At 34.8% G+C, this 15401-nt stretch carries 13 protein-coding genes; 1 reads left to right on the top strand and 12 read right to left on the bottom strand.

Annotation, left to right across the window (positions count from 1 at the left end):
* Positions 1 to 235 precede the first annotated feature (235 nt).
* The 3 genes from J2772_RS01230 to dnaN form a co-directional block, all read right to left on the bottom strand.
* Positions 236 to 859: a DUF417 family protein gene (locus J2772_RS01230; RefSeq protein ID WP_209912573.1), complete on the bottom strand. Its 624-nt coding sequence runs from the start codon at positions 857 to 859 to the stop codon at positions 236 to 238.
* Positions 860 to 923: 64 nt separating this feature from the next.
* Positions 924 to 1754 (bottom strand): AraC family transcriptional regulator, encoded by an 831-nt coding sequence (locus J2772_RS01225; RefSeq protein ID WP_209912571.1) that lies wholly within the window; start codon positions 1752 to 1754, stop codon positions 924 to 926.
* 447 nt (positions 1755 to 2201) lie between these two features.
* Positions 2202 to 3332: a DNA polymerase III subunit beta gene (gene dnaN / locus J2772_RS01220; protein ID WP_045498178.1), complete on the bottom strand. Its 1131-nt coding sequence runs from the start codon at positions 3330 to 3332 to the stop codon at positions 2202 to 2204.
* A 253-nt stretch (positions 3333 to 3585) separates the two neighbouring features.
* On the opposite strand from dnaN, the gene J2772_RS01215 reads away from it, so the two are divergent.
* Positions 3586 to 3939: a diacylglycerol kinase family protein gene (locus J2772_RS01215; RefSeq protein ID WP_209912569.1), complete on the top strand. Its 354-nt coding sequence runs from the start codon at positions 3586 to 3588 to the stop codon at positions 3937 to 3939.
* Between the two features lie 125 nt (positions 3940 to 4064).
* Here the strand turns inward: J2772_RS01215 and J2772_RS01210 are convergent, their stop codons facing one another.
* The 9 genes from J2772_RS01210 to purB all read right to left on the bottom strand — a co-directional run bounded on the left by J2772_RS01210 (position 4065) and on the right by purB (position 15294).
* The gene (locus tag J2772_RS01210) at positions 4065 to 4523 is read right to left on the bottom strand and encodes a GyrI-like domain-containing protein (RefSeq protein ID WP_209912566.1); all 459 of its coding nucleotides are present in this window, start codon (positions 4521 to 4523) and stop codon (positions 4065 to 4067) included.
* A gap of 219 nt (positions 4524 to 4742) precedes the next feature.
* A complete protein-coding gene (locus J2772_RS01205; protein ID WP_209912564.1) occupies positions 4743 to 4928 on the bottom strand; it encodes a bacteriocin-like protein in 186 nt (61 codons plus the stop codon).
* A gap of 69 nt (positions 4929 to 4997) precedes the next feature.
* Positions 4998 to 5330, bottom strand: coding sequence for a gamma-glutamylcyclotransferase family protein (locus tag J2772_RS01200; protein WP_209912562.1), 333 nt, complete (start codon positions 5328 to 5330; stop codon positions 4998 to 5000).
* Positions 5330 to 5959 (bottom strand): SGNH/GDSL hydrolase family protein, encoded by a 630-nt coding sequence (locus J2772_RS01195; RefSeq protein ID WP_209912560.1) that lies wholly within the window; start codon positions 5957 to 5959, stop codon positions 5330 to 5332. Before J2772_RS01195 ends, J2772_RS01200 begins: the two co-directional genes overlap by 1 nt.
* A 1246-nt stretch (positions 5960 to 7205) precedes the next feature.
* The gene (locus J2772_RS01190) at positions 7206 to 7550 is read right to left on the bottom strand and encodes a ribonuclease inhibitor (protein ID WP_245365047.1); all 345 of its coding nucleotides are present in this window, start codon (positions 7548 to 7550) and stop codon (positions 7206 to 7208) included.
* Positions 7534 to 11229 carry a phosphoribosylformylglycinamidine synthase gene (locus J2772_RS01185; protein ID WP_209912557.1) on the bottom strand — a complete coding sequence of 1232 codons (3696 nt, stop codon included), beginning with the start codon at positions 11227 to 11229 and terminating at the stop codon, positions 7534 to 7536. The genes J2772_RS01190 and J2772_RS01185 overlap by 17 nt, the downstream gene beginning before the upstream one ends.
* Positions 11230 to 11411: 182 nt before the next feature.
* The gene (locus tag J2772_RS01180; RefSeq protein ID WP_209912555.1) at positions 11412 to 12839 is read right to left on the bottom strand and encodes a serine hydrolase; all 1428 of its coding nucleotides are present in this window, start codon (positions 12837 to 12839) and stop codon (positions 11412 to 11414) included.
* 5 nt (positions 12840 to 12844) lie between these two features.
* Positions 12845 to 13819, bottom strand: a complete 975-nt coding sequence (locus J2772_RS01175; protein ID WP_209912553.1) for a WG repeat-containing protein — start codon at positions 13817 to 13819, stop codon at positions 12845 to 12847.
* 47 nt (positions 13820 to 13866) lie between these two features.
* Positions 13867 to 15294 carry an adenylosuccinate lyase gene (gene purB / locus J2772_RS01170; protein ID WP_068943786.1) on the bottom strand — a complete coding sequence of 476 codons (1428 nt, stop codon included), beginning with the start codon at positions 15292 to 15294 and terminating at the stop codon, positions 13867 to 13869.
* Positions 15295 to 15401: the final 107 nt, after the last annotated feature.

The following is a 15401-nucleotide window of genomic DNA, read 5'->3' as shown; positions in this document are numbered from 1 at the left end:
TACTTGTTTAATTCGTCAAACGAAACGAGAGGTTTCATTTGCTCTATTTTTGAAACTTTTATTTGAAATTCCGCCCAATGATTGAGTCGGTTTTTCGCGGTACAAATGTCGTGTTTTTTTGAGAAATACAGAAATTTCAAAGCGATTTTAAGAGAATTAATTTTCTTTTTTTCTCTTCGGAAGGTTGGATAAATCAATCTCTACTCTGCTTCTCCATAAAATTTCAGTAAGCCATTTAAAATACCTGAGCAGATGGTTTCAAAACTTTCTTCAGACTATCGGAGAATAAAACAAGCCCGCCAGCCATCATAATGATATCTTTTATAACAAGACGCCCCACTCCTGAAAGATAAGGAAATCCGTATTGAGGTGTTGGATAATCACCACCAAGGTTGGGAACATATACTTCGGGAGTAGTCACCAGAAAAGATAAAGTAACCAATGCCATTAGAAACGTTAAAGCTCCTCCCACTGCTCCAATTTTAGGAAACCAAACTCCCAATACCACCAATATTCCTATTCCAACGATTATTGTGCCCAATCCATATGAAAATGCATACGTTCCATTTTCTTTGTTCCAATCAATATTTTTCTTAGTTACTTTCCCTTCAGGATTTTTATAGAGTGTATATTCTGAAACCAGCTTCTGATCTTCGTTTAACACTTTATTATCGGCATTTTTATAAAAAAAACTCATGACCGGACTATTGGCAACAAATGGAACAATTCCGTCAGCTTCGTATTGAAAGGCTTTAAGTCCACCAATCCAGGCCATAACCACAAATATTGATATTCTCAGAAAATTGAAGAAATAGGCATCCAATTTTAATAACCAATTGTATAATCTACTGTTCTGCATATGATTTACTTTTTTAACAAAGGTATTCACATGCCTACAGCCCTAACATAGATATTTCAGGACATTACATGGACATTTTTGCCACCACAGAAATGCCTACTTTTTCCCTGTATTGTCTTGGAGAACAGCCTATTGATTTTTTGAAATACCTGCTGAAATAGAACTCATCATCAAATCCCAATTCTGATGCAATTTCTTTTATGGAACGATATGTTAAATGAAGCAATTTTTTAGCTTCAAGAATGATTCTCTCATTCATTAACTGACTCGGTGTTTTTCCAAATTCTTTTTTGACCAGTTTACTTAAAGTATTATTGGTAATATTGAGCTTATCACTGTAAAATGAAAGTTCTTTTTCCTTTTTAAAGTTTCCTTCCAATAATTTCTGAAATTCTACAGCATTTTTGTTGGGTAGTTTTTCGTTGGCTATCGAATTATTTTCAATCCCGCTTTTCTGCTTGCTGCAGATCGCAAGAATCAATTGGATATATGTTTTGATAATAGATTGTGAAAACTGATGATTCTCTTTTTCTTCCCTCTTTATATGATTAAAAAGTTCCAGGATGTATTCATAATTCTCTTTTGAAAGTTTTATACCGGGGTTCACATAGATATTATTGAAAAGAAGTCCATTGCAGGCTACTTCATCCTTATGGTATTCAATACAGTAGTAATCCCCGTGAAAAAGAAGAACAGTAATATTTTCTTCTGAATCGGAAGATAATTTCAGTTTTTGATAAGGGGAAATAAACAGAATATTATAACCACTATAAGAATAGTTAATTCCATCTACGGAAAATACTCCTGTACCCTTCCATATTATTACACTATAGTTTTCAGTAGTAAATTCTGAAAGAAAATGTGAAGACGGGCAAGATTGTATTTTCACTTCCATAATGAGAATTATAATCTACGTTATTATTTTACTTACATTCTGAATTGTTTTTAACGCAATGCACGCTAAGATTTTACAATTATATAATTAATTTTTAAGAACGCAAAGGCGTTTCACTTAGCCAGGAACAAATGTTTATTTACCATATCTCAATTGGTCTACAGTTCATTGTCCTTACTGAATGAAAATCTCATTGCGAAAAAATATATGCAGTTTATGATGTCTCTTCTCGCCATCTTAGCGTTTAAATTATAATGAATATTTTTTTCACGCAAAGTTTTTATTATTTACATGCTTATTTTAAGGGAGCAAAGACAGAATCAACAAGTTGATTTGATGAAGCTTCACATAAAATATTGAAAATATTTTAAATCATTAAAAGCCTTTAGTACATTCGGAAACAAAAAAGCCGGATTACTCCAGCTTTTTTAGTATTTGTTTTTAATCTTACAATCCGATTACCGGCATTGATAACATTAAGATGTTTTCGTTTTCTTCAAGGCCATCAAGCGGTTCAATAATTCCCGGTCTGTTTGGCTGAGACATTTTCATTGTGATATCATCAGAACCTAAGATCGTTAACATCTCAGTTAAGAATTTAGAGCTGAATCCGATATTGATATCTTCTCCGTTGTAATCACAAGGGATCTGCATATCTGCTTTGTTTGCATATTCTGTATCTTCTGCATGAAGGTGAAGAATATTTCCTGAAAGTTTAAATCTTACCTGGTTGGTAGATTTATTAGACATGATAGATGCTCTTTTGATTGCTCCTAATAAAAGGTTTCTGTTGATGGTTAATACATTCGGGTTTTCTTTAGGGATTACCGCTGTATAGTTTGGATATTTACCGTCAATCAGTCTACAGATCCAAATATGCTTCCCGAAAGTAAATTTAGCCATATTCTCATTGAAGTCGATTTTCACGTCTTCATTGGAACTTGCCAGAATATTTTTGAAGATATTCAAAGGTTTTTTAGGCATGATAAACTCCATTGGCTCAGCATTCATCAGGTCCGCTCTTTTGTAAACAACAAGCCTGTGAGAGTCGGTAGAAACGAAATTGGTTTCGTTTTCTCCAAATTGGAATAATACTCCTGTCATTACCGGACGAAGTGAATCGTTACTGGTGGCAAATAATGTATTGGTTAAAGCTTCAGACAATACTCCAGCTGGCATTACGACACTTTGAGAAGCGTCGAATTCCGGCAATTCAGGATAGTCGTCAGCATTATCTAATGCTACTGCGAAATTATCTTTTTCATCTAAAATCTCAAGCTGGCTTCCAGTTCCTTCCGCATTGTCCTTTACAACAAATGTTAAAGGCTGTTCTCCATACGTCTTGATAAAATCTTGAAAAATTTTAGCAGGAACAGCAAATTTACCTGAGTCATCAGACTTTACTTCCAGAGAAGTTACAAGAGTTGTCTCGCCGTCAGATGCTGTAATGGTAACATTATTTCCGTCTAATTCAAAAAGATAGTTTTCTAAAATCGGTCTCGATTGAGAGCTTGATATTACGCCACTTACAGTTTGCAACGCCTTCTGCAGTTCACCACTTGAAATAATAAATTTCATAGATTTATAAAATAAGTTTCTACAAATATAATAAATACATACAACAAAGAAAAGAATAATCCCGACGAGTTTTTAACAAAGATCGTCAATGGGGTTTCAGACCCGATATTACGTTCTGGTTTCCATAGCAGTATATTTTTGCATTAAAATATGGACTGCTGAATATATTCTAATCTTCCTATTTCAAATATAACAGATTAGCGGCAACAATCAAAATACAAAAACTATCTTTGTTGAAAAAAGTAAAAGAAGTATGCAAAAACCACCTCTCCATAAAAGTTTCCTGAATGCTTTCCGGGGTGTTTTAGTGATGATAAAAACGGAAAGAAATTTCCAGATTGAACTCCTTGCTTTCTTTATTAATCTCTTCCTTATTTTCTATTTAAAGCTTACCACTATTGATACGGCCCTTGTTCTTATGGCTTGTGTAGCTGTTTTAAGTGCTGAAATTTTCAATACAGCCATCGAAAAGATATGTGACATCGTTCAGCCAAATTTTGATAAAAGAATCGGATTTATTAAAGACATTGCAGCCGGAGCTGTTGTGCTAATAGCCATTGCCTCTATAATTATTGGGGTTTTGGTGTATTGGAAGTATATTTTTTAGCAGAAACAATATGTATGAAATTTAAATTCATGTTCAGATTCATTTAAGAAAAAAACCTGCTATCGTCATGATGAGCAGGCTTTTTTATTGCAAAAATGGAGATGAGTTTTTATTAAATATTCTGCTTATTTCACAGCAATTAAAATATCTACTTCTGCATCAGAAGGATTTTGAGCTTTTTCTCCATATATTTCAAAATCAGCGGTGAAAGTTCTTTCTAAATCCATATTCCAGATTTTAAACCATTCATTGATGACCAAGCCTTCTGCAAGATTTCCCTTTGCTGTAAATTTCACGTAATCTCCACCATCAAAAGACTTCCCTATCATTCCTTGAGGAATATTATCAAGACTTTCTACTTTACATCCTAACAGTGTAGTATAAGGCTTTGTGTGGTCTTTTTCATAATCCGTATAAATAGAATAAACGGTATTATCTATTTTGTTCGGGATATTTTCCAACACATTTTCCTGCATAAATTTCTCCCATAATACCGGAATATCCTTTGCTGCCTGCTCATTCTCATTGGTTGTTCTTACTGCGATTCCGATTACTTTAAAAGGTTCAATTTTCACGTTGTTCATTTCTTGATTTTTTGTTGTAGGCCAAAGATAGAAGGAAGTTGTGACAACTGTTTGTCAGGAGAAATTTTTTAGATGAATAATGATTGATAAATGATAGATGATGTTTTACAGGTTGATTTTTATGTTTTGACTAAAGCAATGGATTGGGATTAAAATATAAAACGTTTCCGAAAATCAAATACTTTTCAGAAACGTTTTGTTCATTAGATTATTTTTATTTTATAAAGGGCAATAGGCATCCCATGACTCACTGGTCATACAGCCATCATATTTTGGACAATAGTAGTAATAAGGTGCTGTGCTGCAATTTCCGTTTTCATCTGTTGGATAAATAATTCGAGATGGAGCACCTCCCCCTTTTACGGTTTTTAACTCTTGTCTTTTAATTCTTTTTAAATTTTTCATAGTAATTTTTTTTTGCAACTTAAAACTACTAAATAAAATTCACTCATGATAGATAAATTCAAAAAAAAATTATTTCCCTACATAAATAAATCCTTTGTTTCCGGATTTAAAAATGGTTTCGATTCTTTTGTAATCATCTACCTCGTATTCGTCTGCCTGAAGGATTTCTGAGTCTGTTACTTCAAACAGCATCCCTTCTATTTCATCTTCATCCTTTCCTGAAAATTCCAACACTGGATGGTATTTCTGGCCGCTCTTTCTTAAAACTTCCGGATCTGTAATTTCAAGTATATTCAGTTTATATCCGGATAATATGTCTTTTTCTCCCTGTAAAATGCGTCCGAATGTTTCGAGTTGAACCTGTTCTTTCTGTAAGGTTCCGTAAGAAAATAAATAAGGCATTATAGATATTTTTCAATGATTGGAATTGCAATTTCGGCCATCATTCCATAGCCTTTCTCGTTAGGATGAACACCATCTGCAGAAAGCAAAATTTCTTTATCCTCTAACAATGCTTTATAAAAATCAATATACACTAAGGAGTACTCTCCTGCAATATCCTTAAGAATCTTGTTGTAGGCAACTACTGCTTCGTTTGATCTTAATTTTCCTGAGCTCACCACTACTCCATCTATATTTTTAGCAACAGGAAGAATACTGACCAGATAAATATCATTGGAAAACTGTTGGGCATTCTGAACTGCTGTGATGATATTATTTTTAAATTGTTCAGGATTCACTACCTGTATTCCTTCTTTAATAGCAAGATCGTTGGCTCCGTAACTTATGAAAACCAGATTTCCATCCGCTGAATTTCTTGCACTTAATTCCACTGGCATTCGTTTCAATAACCCTTCTGTGGTTTCACCGCCGATTCCTAAATTGAATACAATCAGTTCATCACCATTTCCTTCATGAAATTTCTGCAGAGCATATCTCTTTAAAATATCTACCCAGCCTCCAAAAACGCCATCATATTCTCCATATGTTATACTGTCCCCAAAGAACAGTCCATACACTATTTTCTTCATTCAATTAATTCTGTTGTTTATTGATTTTTGCTTCTTATTCAAAGCTTTCCAAATATTTTTCAAAGTAAAATAAAATCTGCTGAATCTGGTTAATCTGCGAGAGATTTTTTAATGTAAAATTGTATTGAAAAGCGTTTTGAACCATCAAGTTTTTTTAAGTGGTTAAGAAAAGTAAAGGGCATAGCTGAAGCTATTTATATAAGCAATGCCTTAAATTCATCTTTGATGAAGCTTAACTTGTCTTAAAATCTTCATTTTCCTTAATGGTTTAAATGCGTCTTGTTTTTTAAACGCAAAGATTTTATTATTACTCTGCTGATTTCAGGAGGCAAAGATAGAATCAACAAGTTGATTGGATGAAGCTAAATGGAAAACTTTGAAAACAAGTAAACCATTAAGAGCTTTTAAGTCGTTAAGAAGAGTTAAGAGAATAGCTGAAGCTATTTATATAAGCAATGCCTTAAATTCATCTTTGATGAAGCTTAACTTGTCTTAAAATCTTCATTTTCCTTAATGGTTTAAATGCGTCTTATTTTTTAAACGCAAAGATTTTATTATTACTCTGCTGATTTCAGGAGGCAAAGATAGAATCAACAAGTTGATTGGATGAAGCTAAATGGAAAGCTTTGAAAACAAGTAAACCATTAAGAGCTTTTAAGTCGTTAAGAAGTGTTAAGAGGATAGCTGAAGCTATTTATATAAGCAATACCCTAAATTCATCTTTGGTGAAGCTTAACTTGCCTTAAAATCTTCATTTTCCTTAATGGTTTAAATGCGTCTTGTTTTTTAAACGCAAAGATTTTATTATTACTCTGCTGATTTCAGGAGGCAAAGATAGAATCAACAAGTTGATTGGATGAAGCTAAATGGAAAACTTTGAAAACAAGTAAACCATTAAGAGCTTTTAAGTCGTTAAGAAGAGTTAAGAGAATAGCTGAAGCTATTTATTTAAGCAATGCCTTAAATTCATCTTTGATGAAGCTTAACTTGCCTTAAAATCTTCATTTTCCTTAATGGTTTAAATGCGTCTTGTTTTTTAAACGCAAAGATTTTATTATTACTCTGCAGATTTTAGGGAGCTAAGAAGAATCAACAAGTTGATTGGATGAAGCTGGATGGAAAACATTAACGGTATTGAAGTATTATCGTTTCAAAATTTCAACTCATTACTCATTACTCATCAATCCAAGGTCAGTATAATATTCTCGTGTGATTCAATAATTTCTACCAGAATTTCAAACAATGTTTATCCTTTCCCTTCTACTAAATCCTGTAGTTTTCGCTGGATTAATTCTATATTGAAAGGTTTTCCCTGTTTGATTTTGTTTTCGTAGAATTCCCGGGTTGCTTTAAGTCCTAAGTATTCTTTTGATTTTTGTGAGTCTTTCCAAACGATTTCAACTTCCTCCTTGTTTTCAAAGATTCCGAAGCCGCCATAAAGAATATCATCAAAACCATCTAAGGATCCTACTTTCCAATCTGTGTCTTTCATTAAAACATTGGAAACTTCTTCGTAGAAACCGTCTAAAGATGAAAAATGACCGCCATGGATGACGATCATTTTTCTTGTATTGTTATTTGAAGTATTCAACACCGTTTTTGAATATATTGTGATAATTCGCGGTTGGTATATTTCTCATGAGACCATCCGTAAATCTTTCCGGGTGTCCCATTCTTCCGTAGATCTTTCCACATGGGCTGGTAACACCTTCAATTCCGAATAATGAATTGTTAGGGTTAAATGGCATTCCGTGGGCAATGTTTCCATCAAAATCGATGTACTGCGTTGCGATCTGTCCGTTTTCATATAACTTCTTGATTTCTTCTTCTGAAGCCATGAAACGTCCTTCACCGTGAGAAATCGGAATGGTGAAGGTCTGACCTTTCATTCCTTTTAACCATGGACTTTCATCGTTCACTACTTTTACCGTTACCATCTGAGAGATATGTCTTCTGATGGCGTTGTGAGCCAATGTAGGAGAGTTTTCATCCAGATCTTTGATTCTTCCATAAGGTAACAATCCTGATTTCACCAAAGCCTGGAATCCGTTACAGATCCCGATAATCATACCATCTCTGTCTAATAATTCATGAACTGCATTTCTCATTTTTTCGTTCTTTAAAACGTTAACAATGAATTTTGCAGAACCATCCGGCTCGTCACCAGCGGAGAAACCTCCTGAGAAAGCAAGGATTTGAGAGGTCTTGATCTCTTCTACCCATGCATCAATACTTTCATCCAGCAATTGGTGGCTGATATTGATTAAAGGTAAGCTGCTTACTACAGCACCTTCTTTCTGGAATGCATTTAAGGTATCATACTCACAGTTTGTTCCTGGGAACACAGGAGCAAATACTTTAGGCTGTGCAATTCCGTGTTTTTTGATGATGATATTTCTTGGGTTGATTGAGTTTGATATTTCATCAATTTCAACCGTAATCTTTTCTTTTTCCGCTGTTGGGAAAAGGTTTTCGAATGTACCGGTGTATGCCGCTTCAAGATTTGAGATTTGGGTTTCAAGATTGTTGATCTTTACAATACCGGAATCTTTCACTTCTCCGATTAACTGAAGAGATGCATTGCCTAGTTCTTCTTTAGCTTCAATGATTAGGCTACCGATATTTTTAGCTAATAAAGTATTTTCATCAGCGTTAATTTCAGCTCCCAGTCTGTTTCCGAAACTCATTTTTGCCAATGCTACGGCTACTCCACCATCTTTTACTGTTTTTACAGAAACGATTTTTCCTGACTTAATGTTTTCAAAGATGAATTCATAAACGTCTTTTAAAGCATCATAGTTTGGAAGACCATTCTCCTGAGCGATGTGATTGAAGAAATAGACTTTGTTTCCTGTCGCTTTAAATTCCGGAGAAATGATATTTTGTTTGTCTCCGTTAGCACATGCAAAAGATATCAATGTTGGCGGAACACTCAGATCCTGATAGGTTCCACTCATGGAATCTTTACCACCGATAGCTGCTAATCCAAGGTTGATCTGTGCATCATAAGCTCCTAAAAGAGAAGCTAATGGTTTACCCCATTTTTCAGGAGCCTGACCTAGCTTTTCGAAATATTCCTGGAAGCTTAATCTGATGTTTTTATAATCACCTCCCATCGCCACAATCTTCGCCACACTTTCTACCACGGCATAAGATGCTCCCAATAATGAATTTTGTTTTGAGATTTCAGCATCGAAGCCCCAGCTTGCCAAGGAAACGGTTTTGATATCTTTTGCTCCTAAGATCGGCAGTGTCTGCACACTACCTTCCATTAGGGTTTGTTGGTATTTTCCACCTAAAGGCATGGCAACGGTTGTCCCTCCTACGGAAGAGTCAAACATTTCCAATAGTCCTTTTTGGGAAGCTACGTTTTTATCTTTTAAAGTATTCACGAAGTTTTCTTCGTTGAATGCTTTAGTTTCTACTTTTACTTCTTCAAGGTGGTTGATCTTAACCTCCTGAGATTTTGAACATCCGTTCGTATCAAGGAATGCTCTTGAAAGGTCAACAATTTTGTCTCCTTTCCAGAACATCTGCATTCTTCCTGAATCTGTTACTTTTGCTACTTCTACCGCTACAATGTTTTCAGCTTCACAGAATCTGATGAACTTTTCTTTATCTTTTGGATCTACCACAACTGCCATTCTTTCCTGAGATTCGGAAATAGCCAGTTCTGTTCCGTTTAATCCTTCATATTTTAATGGTAATACATCAAGGTTTACTTCCAGAGAGTCTGCAATCTCACCGATGGCAACAGAAACACCTCCTGCTCCAAAGTCATTAGACTTTTTGATTAATCTTGTCAGTTCAGGGTTTCTGAATAATCTCTGGATTTTACGTTCTTCAACGGCATTTCCTTTCTGCACTTCAGAACTCATGGTGTGGATAGAAGTTTCGTCCTGTTCTTTTGAGCTTCCGCTAGCACCTCCAACTCCATCACGACCTGTTGCCCCTCCCAAAATGATGATAGAATCACCATTGGCAGGCTTTTCACGTCTTACCCAGTCTACAGGAACGGCTCCGGTAACGAAACCTACTTCCATTCTTTTAGCTTTGTAGCCTTCATCATAGATTTCAGAAACCATAGTGGTTGCAAGACCAATCTGGTTACCGTAAGATGAATATCCGTTCGCAGCTTGTTTGGTAATTGTTTTCTGAGGTAATTTCCCTGGTAATGTTTTGTCTACGGATTCTAAAACATCTGCAGCCCCTGTTAATCTCATCGCCTGAAACACAAACGATCTTCCTGATAAAGGGTCTCTGATTGCTCCTCCTAAACAAGTAGAAGCTCCTCCGAAAGGTTCAATTTCCGTTGGGTGGTTGTGCGTTTCGTTTTTGAATAATAAATACCAAGGTTCTTTTTTACCATCGTATTCAGCTTCAATTTGGATTGTACAAGCGTTGATTTCGTCAGAAACCACCAAATTTTCCAAATTACCTGTTTTATGGAAATATCTTCCGCAAACTGTCGCCAGATCCATTAAAGAAATTGGTTTCAGCTCACGGCCTAAGAATTTTCTTTTTTCGATATAATCATTGAAAATAGTATCCAATGTCTGCTTGAACCTTCCTTCAAACTGAATATCTGACAATTCTGTTTCGAAAGTTGTGTGACGACAGTGATCGCTCCAATACGTGTCTAATACTTTCAGTTCTGTTTCTGTAGGGTTTCTTTCTTCAGTTTTAAAGTATTCCTGAATAAATTTCAGGTCATCTAATCCTAATGCAAAACCGTGATTATTATAGAAGTTTTCAAGTTCAGCATCATTGAAATTGATGAAATTTTCGTGGATGATTACTTTTGATGGTGTTTCATCAGCAGGAATATCCAATACAGATAAGTCTTTTTCCTGAGATTCTACTTTGTTGATCAAAAGGTCTTTGATTTTCACCAAATCAGCTTCTGATACTCCTACAAATTCGATTAACTTTCCACTTCTTACTTTTGACTTTTCATTTTCTGTTAATAAAGCGATACACTGTTGTGCAGAGTCTGCTCTCTGATCGTACTGACCAGGCAGGAACTCCATCCCGAAATGGATGCTTTTTGCAGGGTTTTCTGTATGTAAAATATCAGTAACAGGATCTACAAAAGTATTGTTTACTACTTTCTCGAATTCCCCGTCATTCAAATTGAAGATATCATACACATTGTAGACTTTCACACTTTGAATTGCCGGAACAACTGCTTTTACTTCATCAAAAATTTTTGGACTTTCAACATCGAAAATTCCTCTTTTTTCTACGAAAATTCTTTTGTTATTAGACATTAGATGTCAGATTTTAATATTAGATTTATTTTTCTTTTTACTTTTCTGAGTTCAGAGTAGCACTTCCTTATTGTTATCCTTTGTTTCCTCTCCATTGGCTGCTCTTTTAGATGTTATGATACATCCTAATTTTATTGAGTACAAATTTACTCTTTTTACTTTCTTTAAGCTCAATCTTTTTCTTATAATACGAATGCCAGATTATTATCTTTGGTCCCGTCATTATTGGATACATTTTTAGAAGCTCCAATCCATTCTTCTTTATTCAATACAAATTTAAAAGAATAGGGCTTTCCTTTTTCAAATTGGGAGATAGGAACCTCCAATTCATAAAGGTTTTTATCCTTTTTTATCATCTGATATTCTTTATTTTCAGGATCCCAATTATTGAAACTTCCTGCTACAGAAACTGTATTGATCAGGTTTCCGTTCAGGTTTTTCGGATGGGTGTAAGAAAAAACGATTTTATCTCCCTTTACGGAATACCCATACACCTGCTTTTTCTCTGAAGTTGGAATAAGATCGGCTACTAAACTGCTTGTACCATTATAAAGTGCGGTAAATGTTTCAGGTCCATTGATGTTCACAATCATACAGATTCCGATATTCAGCTCAGGAAATACGGTAAACAAGCTATTTATCCCATAGGATCCACCATGTTTAAATCCTCTTTTACCATGTTCGGTAATCCAATACTTATCCCAAAAATATCCATACCAGCCTTCTTTACTATTGTTAATGTTTCTTTGGGACTCCTGTACTATTTTATCTTGTGGATTCAGTTCTTCTTTTAAAAACTTCACCATATCTCCCATTGTAGATTCGGTTTTCGAGCCACCAGATCCCCATAAAAGACTTTTTGAAACCGGCATCAGACGATAATTTTCATGATATCCGTTGGCCTGAGCTTCATTTTTATCAAGTTCAAGTTTGGTATGGTTCATTCCAGCTTTTGAGAAGATATTTTCTTTCAAAAGGGTTTCATAGCTTTTTCCGTAAATATTTTCCAGTATGAGTCCTGCCAATTCCAGACTCAAATTACTGTATTTATATTCTTTTCCCGGCTCCATGTTTAATTTTACAGTGCCCAGATCTTTTTTAAAATCTTCCTTGGTATATCCTTCGTTGAGTTTCTCGTAAAGAAAAGGGGTCTCATCCGTCATATTTTTTCTTAACTCATCATCAATAGGGAGATTTCTAGGCAATGCTGTTTCATAAGAAATTAAATTCCTTACTTTTATCGGAACTCCATTATATTCTAAGTTTGGATAGGATCCCTTCAGATATTTACGAACATCATCATCAAGATTTACTTTCCCTTCCAACACTGCCTGAGCCAATAATTGACCTGTAAAAAGCTTAGTAACGGAAGCTATGGCAAAATAAGTATTATCATCTGCCTTGTTCCCTTTTCCTTTGTCTATTTCACCAAAGTGCTTAGTATAGATTTTCCCGTCTTTGATTATTCCAACAGAAACAGAATATGCTTTGGACTCTTTCGCCACTTTCTGAGCAGCTGCATCTATGATTGAGTACACTGTTTTATCACTTTGTGCATGGTTTTTCACAAATACCAAAGCAAGAATACATATGAGTAGATTTTTTCTCATGAGGTTTAATTCTGGTTATCTTTGAATTTATTCGGGTTATCAGGATGTTCTTTTTGAAATTGTTTAGCTTCTTCTATTTCATTTCTCAGCCATTCTCCAAAAGGAACTTTTTTTTCATTATAATCTCTTATCGTATAAAATGTCTTCCCATCTTCTGAAACCAAAAATTTAAAACGATTAAGCATTCCCAAATCATATTTCGTATAATCATAGGTATTTACCTGATAATACGGGAAGTTTTCTTTTGGTCTTTCTACAATTTCAAAAAACAATCTCTTTTCTTTTTCAGGGATCTTATTGTAAACATTTACATAATAAAGATCTGACAGCAGTTTATTTTGTTTATCAAAAAACTGAAGAATATTTTTCTCTTTTTCATTATAATGAAAAGGGTATGGATAATATTTTCCAACGATTTTCACATCCTTATCAGAATATTTGGTAAGTGGTTGAACCGTTTCCCCTTTGGTATTCATCATTCCCCATTTCTCACCGGGTACTTTTATATACCCGTCATCATCATTCCTTTTACATCCATCACAAAATGAAGCGTATCCATACGTAAAATGGTCAACAAAATCATGTTTGGGTTCAATAACAGTTTTTCCGTTTCTATCTGCAAAACCTATCTTTCCATTTTTAACGAAACGTCTTAGTCCTTCTACAAAATAATCGGGTCCGTTATCATACAGGAATGGTGTGTAAAGAAAGTTTCCTTTTCTGTCATAGACATATCCCCAGGTATTTTTCTGAGGTTTATCTCCTTTTTTCTCGCCGTCAAAAAGAATGGTTTCTCCATCTACGACTTCTCCGTCTTTAAGATCTGAGTAAATTTTAAATTGTGCAGGAATAATGATTTCTCCCTTTTGATTTTTCACCCCCACTAAATTGTCTTTGGAAGTAAAATATCTTAAAACTTCTTTCTCCTGAGAAAAAACAAGTATGGGAATCATTGTAATGAGTAAAAGGACTTTGTTCATGGTTGGGTTTAAAATAAAAAATGCAGCCCAAAAGGCTGCATATTGTTTTATACTTTAAGATCAGCTTCTAATCCTATCAAATCTTTATTCTGGTCTATAATCGGCTGCACTTCATTCTTGACAAATTCTTCTGTCTGAATTGGCGCGAACCCAATAAAGTTCTTCGGATCTAAAACTTCTTTTAATTTTGATTTATCCAGCTTTAAAGAATCATCGTTTAAGATTCTTTCGATCAGGTCGTTTTCTTTTCCTTCTTCCTTCACTTTCTTGGAAGCTTCCATAGAATGAACTCTGATTACTTCGTGAATTTCCTGACGGTCACCACCAGCTTTCACTTCTTCCATGATAATATATTCTGTTGCCATGAAAGGAAGTTCTTCTTCAATATGCTTGTTGATTCTGTTCGGATATACCACAATTCCGTTCATGATGTTGTTCCAGATCAATAGGATTGCATCTACTGCTAAAAATGCCTGAGGAATGGTTAATCTCTTGTTGGCAGAGTCATCCAATGTTCTTTCAAACCATTGTGTAGAAGCCACCATTGCAGAACTTGTTGTTAAAGACATCACATATTTTGCCAATGCCCCGATTCTTTCACTTCTCATTGGATTACGCTTGTAAGCCATTGCCGATGAACCGATCTGGTTTTTCTCGAATGGTTCTTCAATTTCCTTAAGGTTTTGAAGCAAACGTAAATCGTTAGTGAATTTGTGAGCAGATTGAGCGATATTTCCTAATAATGCTACTACTTTAGCATCAATTTTTCTGTCGTAAGTCTGTCCTGAAACTCCAAATACTTTTTCGAATCCGAATCTTTTTGAAAGTTCTTTATCTAAATGTTTTACTTTAGAATAATCTCCGTTGAACAGCTCAAGGAAACTTGCAGCAGTTCCCGTAGTTCCTTTTACTCCTCTGAAACGTAGCGTTTCAAGGAAGAAATCTAATTCTTCGATATCAAGAACTAAACTCTGTAACCAAAGAGTAGCTCTCTTTCCTACTGTTGTTAACTGTGCAGGTTGGAAGTGTGTAAATCCTAATGTTGGAAGATCTTTGTACTGAATCGCAAAATCTGAAAGATTTTTCATTACGTTCACCAACTTCTTCTTCAGGATTAAAAGTCCGTCACGGATCTGAATTAAGTCTGTATTATCTCCTACAAAAGCTGAGGTTGCTCCCAAGTGAATAATTCCTTTTGCTGAAGGCGCCACATCTCCATAGGTGTGAACGTGAGCCATTACATCATGACGGAATTTCTTTTCGTATTCTGCTGCTTTATCGAAATCGATATTTTCAGCATTAGCTTTTAATTCAGCGATCTGCTCGTCTGTAATTTCAAGCCCTAAATCTTTTTCGATCTCTGCTAAAGCGATCCAAAGTTTTCTCCAGGTACGGAATTTGTTATTATGTGAGAAATTAAACAACATTTCTTCACTGGAATAGCGCTCTTCCAATGGATTTTTGTAGGAATTCATTCGTTCTTTTACTTTTTAGATGTACAAAAATACGGTTTTTCAGTGAGAGATGAAAATTCTGGTTTTATGATTTTTGTAGTCGTGATTTGTAGAGAATTTTGAGGAGT

This window comes from Chryseobacterium jejuense (assembly GCF_017877355.1).
Taxonomy (GTDB): domain Bacteria; phylum Bacteroidota; class Bacteroidia; order Flavobacteriales; family Weeksellaceae; genus Chryseobacterium; species Chryseobacterium jejuense_A.
The sequence above is the reverse complement of the archived record's forward strand: the minus strand, read 5'-3'. Positions and strand labels throughout refer to the sequence as shown.